This window comes from Nocardia sp. NPDC058244 (assembly GCF_042882065.1).
Lineage (GTDB): Bacteria > Actinomycetota > Actinomycetes > Mycobacteriales > Mycobacteriaceae > Nocardia.
Genome location: NZ_JBHVWX010000001.1, coordinates 1,129,581 through 1,142,198, shown reverse-complemented (window position 1 = coordinate 1,142,198; position 12,618 = coordinate 1,129,581). Strand labels below are relative to the sequence as shown.

The window sequence follows — 12,618 nt, the reverse complement described above, 5'->3', positions numbered from 1 at the left end:
GGATACCCGGTGCACCGGAACCGAATCGTCAATTTGCGAGAAATTTGCTATCTGCCTTCGAGCGGGCCGCCGACCGGTCGACGACGGGGCTTGCGCCCGGCCACGATCTGGGTCATCGTGTAAGTAAGTGGTTACTTACTACGGAGGCGACGTGACCCCGACATCGCGAGAGCGGATCATGACCGAGGCCTTGCGGCTGTTCGGCGAGCAGGGGTTCGCCAAGACCTCGATCGCTCAGATCGAGCAGGCGGCGGGCCTGTCCGGCGGGTCGGGAGCGCTGTACCGACACTTCGAATCCAAGGACCAACTGCTCGTACGCGCCGTGGCGACCCGGCTCGAGGACCGGGGCGAGTGGGAGCGGTTCATGGCGCCGGAGTTCTCCGTCGCCGCGGCGCTGGACTCGGCCACCGACGGGGGTGATCTCGTCGACAAGCTCGTCGCGCTGTGCCGGATCGGCCTGGCCCGCCTCGACCACGACCGCGATGTCACGAGGATCTTGTTGCGGGACAACTCGATCCCCGCCGAGCTGCTGGAGGTTTTCCGGCAGCGGGAGTACGCGGTCGTGATGTCGGCGGTGACTCGCGGGCTGATCGAACTCGCCGGTCCCGGTGCGCACGTTGCGGATTGGGACGCCACCGCCGCCGTCCTGGTCGGCGCGCTCGCGCACTTCTGGATGATTCGCGACATCTTCGGTGGTGGCCACCCGGCGAACGTCGATGCCGACCGCTATCTGCGCGCCACCGCGGAACTGATCGCCGCCCGGCTCGACCGGGCGGGAACCGAGGGAGAGGACAGCTGATGACCACACCCATCACCGTTGTCGGAGGCGGCCTGGCCGGGCTCACGGCCGCGATCGCCTGCGCCGAAGCCGGCACGCCGGTGCGACTGTACGAGGCGCACCACACGCTCGGCGGCCGCGGGCGGGCGACCCCGGCACCGCACGTCGCCCACGACGGCGCGCACGTCTTCTACGCCGACGGTCCGCACTACACCTGGCTGAAGCAGCGCGGCCTCGTCGCCGGGCTCGGCTGGCCCGGCCTCGCCGACGCGACGAAGGTCGGCTTCCGGATCGACGGCCGGGTCCGGCAACTGCCCTCGCCGGGAATGCTGCGCGCCCAGTCGCGCAAGTGGCTGCAAGCGCCGGTCGACGTCGACTTCCACAGCTGGGCGACCGAGCGCTGGAACGAACGCACCGCGAGGCAGGTCGCCAACGCGATCAGCGTGGTCACCTATGACGCGGACACCGGCCGCCTGTCGGCCGCGTTCGTCTGGGACCTGTTCCAGCGCGCGCTCGGCGCGAACATCCCCGGCGTCCGGTGGGTGCGCGGCGGCTGGCAACGAGTACTCGATCGGATGATCGCGCGGGCCACCGCACTCGGCGTCGTCATCGAGACCGGCGCACGGGTGGACGCGCTGCCCGACGGCGGGCCGGTCATCGTGGCCACCGATCTCGACTCCGCGCGCCGCCTGCTCGGTGACGAGACACTCACCGGCACCGGCGGTTTCGCGGTGCTGCTCGATCTCGCGGTGACGCGGGACCGGCGCGACCGGTTCGTCGTCTTCGACCTGGACGAAGGCGGCTTCCACGAGTGCTACAGCGCGCAGGACGACAGCGTCGCGCCCGCGGGCGAGTCACTGTTCCAGCTCCAGATGCCGGTGCGCGACACCGAGTCCCGTGCGGCTGCGCACCGCAGACTGGCCGCCTTCGCCGATGCCACCATCCCCCAGTGGCGTTCCCGCACCACCTTTCAGCGGACGGCGACCGCGAAGGGGCGCACCGGCGCGTTGGATCTGCCCGGCACCACCTGGCGCGACCGGCACGCCATCGATCGTGGCGACGGGGTGTACCTGGTGGGCGACATGGTCGCGGCGCCGGGGATGCGCGGCGAGATCTCCATCAACAGCGCGCTGACCGCCGCCGCCGCGGCGGTCGCGGCGGCCGGGACCGGCACGCGGCGCCGCGTGGGCACCGTCTGAGCGCGGCCCCGCCACGGCCGCCGGTCAGCGGGAGAGACCTTCGAGGGTGAGGCCGAGCAGGCGGCGGGCCTGTTCGGCGTCCCCATCGCCCGCGTGGGCGATCGCGGCGACCAGGGTCATCAGCTCGGTCACCGTCAGATCGGGTCGGATCCGGCCCGCCTCCTGCGCGTCCCGCAGCAGGGGCGCGGCGGCGGCGTCGGTCCTGCGGTGCCACTCGGCGACCTCGGGGGATTCGTCGCCGTCGCGGAGGCGGTAGGCCGCCATGAACGCCTCACGCAGGCCACGACTTTCGGTGATGTGGTCGATCACCGCGTGCAGCCAGCCGAGCAGGGCGGCACCGGCCGGATCGCTCGCGCGTGCCTCGGCGGCGGCGGTGCACAGCCCGTCGATCCGTTCCACGTACACCGCGGAGATCAGCTGCTCGCGGGTGGGGAAATGCCGGTAGAGGGTCGCGTTGGCGACGCCGGCGGCGCGGGCGATGTCGTCGAGCGAGGCGGCACCGCCCCACCGATTGAACGCCACCTCCGCGGCGGCGAGCAGCTGTCCACGGTTGCGCTGGGCGTCGGCGCGTGGTCGGGGCGTGGTCCCTGGGGTTCTCGGCACGGCATCCTTGTCTATCCGGGGACTTTCCCCGTATCGTACGGCACAGCTAAGCGAGGAGAGTCCCCGTTTAGCTGACGGGAGGTACGACCATGACCGAAGCACTGGGACCAGCCGCTGTCACCGCGGCGATCATCCAGGCCAGGGCCGCAGGCGATCTCGACGCCGCGCTCGGCTACATCGCCGCCGAATCCTGGGACCAGGGCAAGAAGGTGACCCACGACGACTGGCGCGCGAAATGGCAGTCGATGTTCGCCGGCGCACCGGATCTGGACGTCACCACCGAGACGACCGTCGAGCACGGGGACTGGGTCGCGCACCGCTACACGGTGCGCGGCACCCACACCGGCGAGTTCCTTGGGCTGTCGGCGACCGGCCTGCCGTTCGAGACCGTCGGCATGGACATGATCCGGACCGACAACGGCAAGCTGGTCGAGCACTGGATGGTCGCCGAACCCTTCCCGGAGCCGGGCGAATCGCGGTAGCCGAAATTCGGTTGCGCGGGCGGCCGCCCCGTTCCTAAGGTGTGCCGCATGTCGTGCCACGTGTTCATTCGCATCCGCTACGTCCGGGCTCTGGCCCGCTAGCGGACGCGGATACCTCATCGGCGTCCACCGGCGCGCCCAGGGCCCATCGAGCTCTCATTCACTCGATGACCCGAAGGGGCAACTGCCGTGGCGCAGGATTTTGCACATCGAAACTACTCACACACTCAGCGCAAGGTCACCGGGCACAGTGGTGGCCGGACGTCGCGTGACCTGGCGAGACGGACGCTCTCGCAGAACTTCCTGGTGGATCGGACCGCCGTCGACACGATGCTGACGGTCGCCGATCCGGCGGGCGAGGTCCTCGAGCCCGGCGCGGGCGAAGGCGTTCTGACGCGGGCGCTGGCAGGTCGTGGCGCGCGGGTCACGGCCTACGAGATCGATCCACTGCTGGCGGCGAAGCTCTCGGCGCAGACCAGGGCCGAGCGCGGAATCCGGGTGGTGCGTGGCGATTTCACCAAGGCCAAGGCGCCGCGCACGCCGTTCGCGGTGGTGGGGAACATCCCGTTCTCGGTCACCGCCGAGATTGTCGACTGGTGCCTGGCCGCACCGGCGCTCACTTCGGCGACCCTGCTCACCCAGCGGGAGTACGCACGCAAACGCACCGGCGACTACGGACGCTGGAGTCTGCTGACCGCGACGAGCTGGCCGTGGTTCGACTGGCGGCTGCACGGACAGGTGCACCGCACCAGCTTCCGTCCGGTCCCCGCCGTCGACTCCGCCATCCTGCGGATCGATCGCCGACCGGAACCGCTTGTCGCCCACCGGGATTCCTACACCGACCTGGTGCGCACCGGATTCTCCGGCATCGGCGGCACGGTGCGCGCCTCGCTGCGCACCCGCTATCAGGGCGTGGACGCGGCCCTGGCCGAGGCGGGCATCGCCCACGACACCGTGGTCGCCTACGTCCACCCGGAACAGTGGGTGGCATTGCACGCCGCGCTCACCCGCTAGCCGGACCCCGTTGCCGCCCCTTCACCACGGGGCGGCAACGGGATGCAGCTTCAGGTTCATTTACCTAAACGAAAAGCACTCTGCGCCCACCGCATCGCGAAACCCCGAACCACTTCAGCGATTCCGGTGTAGTCGTCCCTGGCTCAGTGGCCGATGGAGCCGGTGCTGAGGAAGCCGAGGAGGTCGTGGCGGGTGATGACGCCGACCGGCTTGCCGTCCTCGACGACCATCAGGGCGTCGGTGTCGGACAGGGCCTTGGTGGCCGTCGACAGCGGCTCGCCGGAGCCGATCAGTGGGAAGGACGGGCTCATGTGCTGGGCGACGGAATCGGTGAGCTGCGCGCGGCCCTCGAAGACGGCCGAGAGCAAGTCGCGCTCGGTGACGCTGCCCGCGACCTCGCCCGCCATCACCGGCGGCTCGGCGCCGACGACCGGCATCTGCGAGACGCCGTACTCGCGCAGGATCTCGATGGCGTCGCGCAGGGTCTCCGACGGGTGGGTGTGCACCAGGTCGGGCAGCTCGCCGGACTTGCCGCGCAGCACGTCACCGACGAGCGGTTCCGGACCGGCCTCCAGCGGGGTGGTGAGGAAGCCGTAGGAGCTCATCCACTTGTCGTTGAAGATCTTCGACAGGTAGCCGCGGCCGCCGTCGGGCAGCAGCACCACGACCACGGCGTCGGGATCGCGGCGGGCGACCTCGATCGCGGCGACCACGGCCATGCCGCAGGAGCCACCGACCAGCAGGCCCTCCTCGCGGGCCAGACGGCGGGTCATCTCGAAGGAGTCGGCGTCGGAGACGGCGATGATCTCGTCCGGGATGGTCGGGTCGTAGGCGGAGGGCCAGAAGTCCTCGCCGACCCCCTCGACCAGGTACGGGCGACCGGTGCCGCCCGAGTACACCGAACCCTCGGGATCGGCGCCGACGATCTTCACCTTGCCGCCCGAGACCTCCTTGAGGTAGCGGCCGGTGCCGGTGATGGTGCCGCCGGTACCGACACCGGCGACGAAGTGGGTGACCTTGCCTTCGGTATCGCGCCAGATCTCGGGACCGGTGGTCTCGTAGTGGCTGTCCGGGCCGCCCGGGTTGGCGTACTGGTTGGGCTTCCAGGCGCCCTCGATCTCGCGGACCAGGCGATCGGAGACGTTGTAGTAGCTGTCCGGGTGCTCCGGCGGCACGGCGGTCGGGCAGACCACGACCTCGGCGCCGTAGGCACGCAGCACGTTGCGCTTGTCCTCGCTGACCTTGTCCGGGCAGACGAACACGCACTTGTAGCCGCGCTGCTGGGCGACCAGCGCGAGGCCGACACCGGTGTTCCCCGAGGTGGGCTCGACGATGGTGCCGCCCGGCTTCAGCAGCCCTTCCTCTTCGGCGGCATCGATCATCTTGACCGCGATCCGGTCCTTGGAACTGCCGCCCGGGTTGAGGTATTCGATCTTGGCGGCGACCAGGCCCGCGTTCGGGCCGACCACAGAGTTCAGCCGAACCAGAGGGGTGTTCCCGATGAGGTCGACGACATGATCCGCGATACGCATACCCCCATCGTTGCAGAGCCGTAGCTCGGCGTCGCGACCTGGTCGGATCCTGTGAGCAGTGGCACCACCGGCGACGCCGCGCTGGGCCGGTTCGGGATCTGCTGCCCGGCCGATGCACACCGTAGAATTTTCGGATGTGAGCGCACCTCGAATCAGCTGGCGGACGGCGGTCGTCACCGGCGCCACCACCGTGCTCGCCGGATCGAGCGCGGGCACCGTCTCGTGGGCGACCTACCGGCTGCTGATGACCCAGGCCGGGGCGGCGCGGGCGGTCATCGGGCGCGACACCTCCAAGCCGCCGGAGGCCGACGGCGTCTACGCCCCGGGGGCACAACTCCCCGAACCGTGGCGCAAGGGCGTGCCGAGCGACCTGCACCTGATGATCTTCGGCGACTCCACCGCCGCCGGGCTCGGCTGCCTCGGGGCCGCCGATGTGCCCGGGGTGCGGCTGGCGCGCGGGCTGGCCGAGGCGACCGGGCTGCGGATCCGGCTCAGCACCAAGGCGATCTCCGGCGCCACCTCCAAGGGGCTCGCCGGACAGGTGGACGCGATGTTCGTCGCGGGGCCGCCGCCGGACGCTGCGGTCATCCTGGTCGGCGCCAACGACATCACCAAGAAGCACTCCATCCGGGCCTCGGCGCGCAGGCTGGCCGCGGCGGTGTCGCGGCTGCGCGAGGCCGACGCGCTGGTCGTCGTCGGCACCTGCCCGAACCTGGGCACCGTCACCGCGATCCAGCAGCCGCTGCGCACGGTGGTCGCGAACTGGAGTGTGCGCCTGGCCAAGGCGCAGACCGTCGCGACCACGCTGGCGGGCGGGATCGCGGTGCCGATGGGTTCCCCGCTGGTCGCCTCGGAGTTCCGCGCGGCCCCGGAGATCCTGTTCGCGACCGATGGATTCCATCCCTCCGCGGCGGGGTACGAATTGGCGGCGGCTCAGCTGTTGCCCGTCCTCGTCGAAGCGGTGCAGACCCGCCCTGGTCTTCCCGTCGCGCACGGCGAGACGTAGATTCCAGAAAGACCGGCTTGTAAACGCCGTTCACTGAACCACCCGAAAAGGAGTCCTCATGCCCGAGGCCGTAATCGTCTCCGTCGCCCGTTCCCCCATCGGCCGTGCCGTCAAGGGTTCCCTGGCGGGTATGCGTCCGGACGACCTGACCGCCCAGATGGTGCGGGCCGCGCTGGCCAAGGTCCCCGCGCTCGACGCGAGCTCGATCAACGACATCATGCTGGGCACCGGCTCCCCCGCGGGTGAGGGTGGCTTCGGCATGGCTCGCAACGTCGCCGTGCAGCTCGGCCTCGACACCGTGCCGGGCACCACCGTGCAGCGCTACTGTGCGTCGTCGCTGCAGACCACCCGGATGGCCTTCCACGCGATCAAGGCGGGCGAGGGCGACGTGTTCGTCTCCGCCGGTGTGGAGACCGTCTCCCGCTACGCCCGGGGTTCGGCCGACAGCTGGCCCGACACCAAGAACCCCGAGTTCGCGCAGGCGATGGCCCGCACCGCCAAGACCGCCGAGGGCGGCGCCGGCGTGTGGCACGACCCGCGTGAGGACGGCCTGCTCCCCGACACCTACATCGCGATGGGCCAGACCGCCGAGAACGTGGCGTCGCTGACCGGCATCTCCCGCGAGGACCAGGACCACTGGGGCGTGCGTTCGCAGAACCGCGCCGAGGAGGCCATCAAGAACGGCTTCTTCGAGCGCGAGATCACCCCGGTGACCCTGCCCGACGGCTCGGTCGTCAGCAAGGACGACGGCCCGCGCGCCGGCGTCACCTACGAGGCGGTCAGCCAGCTCAAGCCGGTCTTCCGTCCCGACGGCACCGTCACCGCCGGTAACTGCTGCCCGCTCAACGACGGCGCGGCCGCGCTGGTCATCATGAGCGACACCAAGGCCAAGGAGCTGGGCCTGACCCCGCTGGCCCGGATCGTCTCCACCGGTGTCTCCGGCCTGTCCCCCGAGATCATGGGCCTCGGCCCGGTCGAGGCCGTCAAGCGCGCGCTCGCGCTGGCGGGCAAGTCGGTCTCCGACATCGACCTGTTCGAGATCAACGAGGCCTTCGCGGTGCAGGTGCTCGGCTCGGCGCGCGAGCTGAAGATCGACGAGGACAAGCTCAACGTCTCCGGTGGCGCCATCGCGCTCGGCCACCCGTTCGGCATGACCGGTGCCCGCATCACCGCCACCCTGCTGAACAACCTGCAGACCCACGACAAGCAGTTCGGCGTCGAGACCATGTGCGTCGGCGGCGGGCAAGGAATGGCCCTGGTGATCGAGCGCTTGAGCTAGGACCTCCGACAAACACGAAAAGCGGCCCCGAGCAGATGGCGATTTGCTCGGGGCCGCTTTGTTGATCTCGTGAGCACATGGGTAACTCGCCGGGTACCGGCTAACCCAACTCCCGGTCCGCCGCCGGCCGCCCAGGCAGCTGATACGCACCTAGGTCTGGCCAGAATCGCGGGGAGGCGGGTCAGTCGCGCTGGAAGTAGCTCAGCAGGCGGAGGATCTCGATGTAGAGCCAGACCAGGGTGACGGTCAGGCCGAGGGCAACGCCCCAGGCGGCCTTCTCGGGGGCCTGGGCGCGGATCAGCTGATCGGCGGCGTCGAAGTCCAGCAGGAAGCTGAACGCGGCGATGGCGATGCAGACCAGGCTGAACACGATCGCCAGGACGCCACCGTCGCGCAGGCCGAAGCCGCCGTCGGTGAAGAAGCTCGCGATCAGGTTGCCGACCATCAGGACCAGCACGCCGACCATGGCGCCGAGCAGCATGCGGGTGAAGCGCGGGGTGACCCGGATCGCGCCCGTCTTGTAGACGACCAGCATGCCGAAGAACACGCCGAAGGTGCCGAGCACCGCCTGGCCGATCAGGGCGCTACCGCCGACGCCGCCGAAGGTGACATCGGTGAACATCAGCGAGATCGCGCCGAGGAACAGGCCCTCGAACGCCGCGTAGGACAGCACGATGGCGGGGTTGTCCATCTTGTTGCCGAAGCTCGCCACCAGGACCAGCACCAGGCCGATCAGGCCGCCGCCGATGACGAACAGCGGAGCCAGCGCGGGGTTCGCCGAGGACAGCGCGAACGAGGCGATCGCCGCGACGGTCAGCACCGCGAGGGTGATGCCGGTCTTGGTGACCACGTCGTCGATGGTCATCGCACGGGTGGCGGGGGCCTGCTGGAACTGCTGGCCGTACTGCTGCCCGTACTCGCCGTACTGCTGCTGGCCGTACTGCTGGTTGCCCAGCTGGCCCGCGCCGGCGACGCCCGAACCGAAGTTCGCGTAACCGCCGACTCCCTCCTGGCGAGGTAAGTTCTTGAACACCGGATTCGATGAGGTACGCACCGTGCGCCTTTCTTGGAGTGATTAGTCGCTGTTCGCCTGTCGGCGGGCAACAGCTCCAACTGCCCTGTTCAACGCCTCGTGATCGGACAAAGTTCCCGGCGGACCGGTCGCCCGCCGAACGGACAAATCGGACTCTACCCGGTTCGACCGGCTCTATCGTTGTACGTCGCGCAGACCACGAACGGACCGCGTCACCGTGAACTTCTGGTTCCGGCCGATCACATCGGTGCGCCCGACCATCCGCTCGACCACCCCGCGATAGTTCAGATGCGAGTTGTAGACCGTCCACAGCTCGCCGCCCGGCCGCAGCACCCGGCCGGTCTCGGCGAACATCTTGATCGCCGAACCGGTGTGCACGGCCGCGCCGACGTGGAACGGCGGATTGCACAGCACCAGGTCGGCGCTGTTGTCCGCGGCCGAGGACATCGCGTCGTCGCGCACCACCGTCACCCGGTCGGCCACACCATTGGCGGCCGCGGTGGCCCGCGCCGAGGCGACCGCCGCGGCGGACTGATCGGTGCCGACGACCCGCAGGTGCGGCCGCGACTTGGCCAGCGCCACCGCGAGGATGCCTGTCCCGCAGCCGAGGTCGATGGCCTCGCGCGCGTCGGGCTTCATCCGGTCCAGGTGCTCGAGCAGGAACCGGGTGCCGATATCGAGGCGGGCCCCGGAGAAGGCGGCGCCGTAGGCGAGGACGTCGCCGTCGATCTCGGCGATGTGCTCGGCCACCGGGAACCGCGACTCGCCGACCGGCAGCGGCTCGCCGACGACCAGCACCCGGGACTTCTGCCTGCCCCGCCCCGCGCGCACCTGCCCGAAGGACTCGGCGAGCACCTCGTTCATGGCCGGGGTGAGGTACTTGTCGCGCCCGCCGGCGAACACGACGACGTCCGGCGCGGCGTACCTGGCGACGGCCTCGGCGATCTCGGCCAGCCCCGACAGCATCCGCGGCAGGCGCATCAGCACCACCCGGGCGCCGGTCAGCAACCCGGCGTCGAGGCCGTGCGCGGTGTAGCGGTCGGTCAGGCCGAGATTCTTGGCGTTGCCCGCGAGCGCGAGTTCGCCGGTGAGCAGGTCCTGATGCACGCGCAGGCCGGTGAGATCGTGGCGGGTGGCCGCGCCGATGGTGAGCGCGCCGTAGGCGTCGCCGATCACCGCAACTTCGCCGCTACCCGCCGCCGAGAGGGCATCGGCCGCGGTATCGAGGAGTAACCGGTCGGCGGCGTCGACGGCATAGAGGTTCGGCGCCTCCACGTCCGGATACCGGCGCAGCCGGGTGAATACGTCCTCGACTCTGTCCACGCGACAAGTGTGCTAGATCGTTGCCCCACCGTCACATCCGACCCTGATATCCGCCGGTGGCCTTGCTCACAGTGGGTAGTCGGAGCACGTATTCCGATGGGCACGAACAGCTTCCACCGATTTGCGACACCCTTGCAGGTCGGCGCGGATCGGCCGATCTCACGAATCCCCTTGTTCCCCAATGTTTCGGCCAGGTGAACCGGCGGCCACCGGCCCCGAACATCGCGGTGACGGCGGTTCACCGGGCGGGCGAATCCGTCGCCACCACGGGCCGATCGGGGCACCAGCGCCGATCCGAGCGCCCCGCGCAGGGTCGAGCGCCCCAGCAAACTCACCGTAGCCCGAACACGCCCCGCGCCGGTTCGCCCGCCGGACCGCCGACGCTGAGTACCATCAGCCCCATGCGTAACGCTCTCGTGTTCGGATTGGTCGCCGTCGCCGCGCTGACACTGCCCGGCTGCGGCACCGAGGACGCGCCGGCGGCCACGCCACCCCCGACGAGCACCACCAGCACCTTCGCCGACGCCACCGGCGCGGCCCCCAGCGACAACGCCCCCAAGTCCGGCGCGGCGTCCCCGGGCGCGGCGCTGACCGTCACCGACATCAGGATCGGCCACCAGCCCGGCTTCGACCGGGTGGTCTTCGCGCTCGGCGGCACCGGGACCCCCGGCTGGCAGGTCGGCTACACCGATCGCGCGGTGCAGGACGGCAGCGGCAAGACCGTCGATGTGGCCGGTCGCTCGATCCTCGAGGTGCGCATCCTCGGGTCGATCTATCCGTTCGACTCGCCGGTGCCGTCCTTCAGCGGGCCCGATCCGGTGACCGACCCGAGCGTCCCGGAGATCACCGGCGTCTACAAGAAGACCGTGTACGAGGGCACCACCCAGTCCTTCATCGGCGTCGACGCCGACGCGCCCGCCTTCGCCGTCACAGCACTGTCCGACCCGCCGCGCCTGGTCGTCGACATCGCGCACCCGTAGCCACTACCCCTACCGTGTGCGGGTATTGCGGGTCACTCGATCGCGCTGGTTAGACTGGGCGCCGTGACCGACCAGCATTCGCGCGTGCGCGCACCCGGCATCGCCAGGGTGCTCGCGCTGCTGGCGCTGCTGGCCGGGATCCTCGCCATGCACTCGGCGGTCTTCGGCACCGCCCACGCCGCGCACCCGGGTGGCGCCGAGTCGTCCCATCTCGGCACGGCACCCGGTCAGGAGCGCCCCGGCGGCCACACGGCCGACGAGCTGCTCACGGCCGACCACCTCGCCGCCGCCCACGTCGCCCTCCCCGGCGAGGACAAGCACGCCATGGGATCCGGCTGCGGGGCCTCGGGGTGCGACGAGCGCGCGGGCATCCACGGCTGCGTCTTCGTCCTCGCGGCACTGGCCGCCGCGCTCACCCTGGTCCTGCTCTACCGGCTATCCGACGACGGCACGGCGGGCGGCACCACCGCCACCCGGCCCTGGCGTGGCAGGCGCGAGCGCCCGCCGCCGTGGACCGTGCTCTCCCTCTCCCAACTGGCGATTCTGCGGATCTGACAGGTCCGCCGCCCCGGCATGCCCGGCGGCGGGACCGAATCACATCCACCCGAATCCCCAGGAGGATCACCCATGTCCATCAGCCGTACCCGCGCCACCCTGCTCGCCGTCACCGCCGCGAGCGCCCTGCTGCTCGCCGCTGGCTGTAGCGACGACAACGACCAGGCCGCGCACGACACCCACGCCGCGACGAGCACCACCAGCTCGGCCGCACCCTCGGCGGCGGCCCGCACCGACTTCAACGACGTCGACGTCACCTTCCTGCAGATGATGTACCCGCATCACGCGCAGGCCGTCGACATGGCGAAGATGGTGCCGACGCACACCCAGAACGCGCAGCTGATCGCGCTGGCCGCGCAGGTGGAGAAGGCCCAGGCGCCGGAGATGCAGCAGATCACCACCCTGCTGACCAGCTTCGGCAAGCCGGCGCCGAGCGCGAGCGGCGGCCACGACGGGCACGCCATGCCCGGCATGATGACCGACGCGCAGATGACCGCGCTGCAGGCCGCCCAGGGCGCCGATTTCGACCGGCAGTGGCTGGAGATGATGATCGCCCACCACGAGGGCGCGGTCGACATGGCCCAGACCGAGCTGAACGGCGGCGTGAACCCGGAATCCCGGCAGCTGGCGACGGCGATCGTGGCCGATCAGCAGGCCGAGATCGCCACCATGCGCGGCATGCTCGGCCAGAGCTGAGCGGGAGCGGGGCCGGGGCAGGCCGGGCCCGCGCCCCCCCCCGCCCCCGGGGCGGGTGGGGCAAGGAACACCCCCCCCCCGCAGGCGGGACCCGCCCACCACCCCGAACGGGGGGTATTTGGGGGGCGGGGCCAAACC

13 protein-coding genes are annotated in these 12,618 nt (G+C 70.5%); 9 read left to right on the top strand and 4 right to left on the bottom strand.

The annotated features are described in order from the left end of the window. Positions 1-151: 151 nt before the first annotated feature. Complete coding sequence (locus tag ACFVW6_RS05290; protein WP_378823490.1) at positions 152-799, top strand: TetR/AcrR family transcriptional regulator; 648 nt, start codon at positions 152-154, stop codon at positions 797-799. Further along, a complete protein-coding gene (locus ACFVW6_RS05285; protein WP_378823492.1) occupies positions 799-1,977 on the top strand; it encodes an NAD(P)-binding protein in 1,179 nt (392 codons plus the stop codon). Before ACFVW6_RS05290 ends, ACFVW6_RS05285 begins: the two co-directional genes overlap by 1 nt. A 24-nt stretch (positions 1,978-2,001) precedes the next feature. Here ACFVW6_RS05285 and ACFVW6_RS05280 read toward each other — a convergent pair whose 3' ends face one another. Then, positions 2,002-2,580, bottom strand: a complete 579-nt coding sequence (locus ACFVW6_RS05280) for a TetR/AcrR family transcriptional regulator (RefSeq protein ID WP_378823494.1) — start codon at positions 2,578-2,580, stop codon at positions 2,002-2,004. A gap of 89 nt (positions 2,581-2,669) precedes the next feature. Here ACFVW6_RS05280 and ACFVW6_RS05275 point away from each other — a divergent pair, with 89 nt between their 5' ends. Both ACFVW6_RS05275 and erm read left to right on the top strand, forming a co-directional pair. Then, positions 2,670-3,062: an ester cyclase gene (locus ACFVW6_RS05275; RefSeq protein ID WP_378823496.1), complete on the top strand. Its 393-nt coding sequence runs from the start codon at positions 2,670-2,672 to the stop codon at positions 3,060-3,062. Between the two features lie 273 nt (positions 3,063-3,335). Beyond that, on the top strand, positions 3,336-4,076 hold the full coding sequence (gene erm / locus ACFVW6_RS05270) for an ErmE/ErmH/ErmO/ErmR family 23S rRNA (adenine(2058)-N(6))-methyltransferase (RefSeq protein ID WP_378825567.1): 741 nt from the start codon (positions 3,336-3,338) through the stop codon (positions 4,074-4,076). A gap of 143 nt (positions 4,077-4,219) precedes the next feature. On the opposite strand, the gene ACFVW6_RS05265 is transcribed toward erm, so the two are convergent. Then, positions 4,220-5,608 (bottom strand): cystathionine beta-synthase, encoded by a 1,389-nt coding sequence (locus tag ACFVW6_RS05265; protein ID WP_355273193.1) that lies wholly within the window; start codon positions 5,606-5,608, stop codon positions 4,220-4,222. Between the two features lie 136 nt (positions 5,609-5,744). Here ACFVW6_RS05265 and ACFVW6_RS05260 point away from each other — a divergent pair, with 136 nt between their 5' ends. Both ACFVW6_RS05260 and ACFVW6_RS05255 read left to right on the top strand, forming a co-directional pair. Continuing rightward, on the top strand, positions 5,745-6,614 hold the full coding sequence (locus ACFVW6_RS05260) for an SGNH/GDSL hydrolase family protein (RefSeq protein ID WP_355273195.1): 870 nt from the start codon (positions 5,745-5,747) through the stop codon (positions 6,612-6,614). A 58-nt stretch (positions 6,615-6,672) separates the two neighbouring features. Continuing rightward, the gene (locus ACFVW6_RS05255; RefSeq protein WP_355273198.1) at positions 6,673-7,893 is read left to right on the top strand and encodes an acetyl-CoA C-acetyltransferase; all 1,221 of its coding nucleotides are present in this window, start codon (positions 6,673-6,675) and stop codon (positions 7,891-7,893) included. A 181-nt stretch (positions 7,894-8,074) separates the two neighbouring features. Here ACFVW6_RS05255 and ACFVW6_RS05250 read toward each other — a convergent pair whose 3' ends face one another. Further along, the gene (locus tag ACFVW6_RS05250; RefSeq protein ID WP_355273201.1) at positions 8,075-8,947 is read right to left on the bottom strand and encodes a Bax inhibitor-1/YccA family protein; all 873 of its coding nucleotides are present in this window, start codon (positions 8,945-8,947) and stop codon (positions 8,075-8,077) included. A 153-nt stretch (positions 8,948-9,100) separates the two neighbouring features. After that, complete coding sequence (locus ACFVW6_RS05245; RefSeq protein ID WP_378823502.1) at positions 9,101-10,249, bottom strand: class I SAM-dependent methyltransferase; 1,149 nt, start codon at positions 10,247-10,249, stop codon at positions 9,101-9,103. Positions 10,250-10,650: 401 nt separating this feature from the next. Between ACFVW6_RS05245 and ACFVW6_RS05240 the strand changes: the two genes are divergently transcribed. The 3 genes from ACFVW6_RS05240 (at position 10,651) to ACFVW6_RS05230 (ending at position 12,480) form a co-directional block, all read left to right on the top strand. Next, positions 10,651-11,229: a hypothetical protein gene (locus tag ACFVW6_RS05240; protein ID WP_378823504.1), complete on the top strand. Its 579-nt coding sequence runs from the start codon at positions 10,651-10,653 to the stop codon at positions 11,227-11,229. Between the two features lie 63 nt (positions 11,230-11,292). Then, a complete protein-coding gene (locus ACFVW6_RS05235) occupies positions 11,293-11,784 on the top strand; it encodes a DUF6153 family protein (protein WP_378823506.1) in 492 nt (163 codons plus the stop codon). Positions 11,785-11,856: 72 nt separating this feature from the next. Next, positions 11,857-12,480: a DUF305 domain-containing protein gene (locus tag ACFVW6_RS05230; protein WP_357342956.1), complete on the top strand. Its 624-nt coding sequence runs from the start codon at positions 11,857-11,859 to the stop codon at positions 12,478-12,480. Positions 12,481-12,618: the final 138 nt, after the last annotated feature.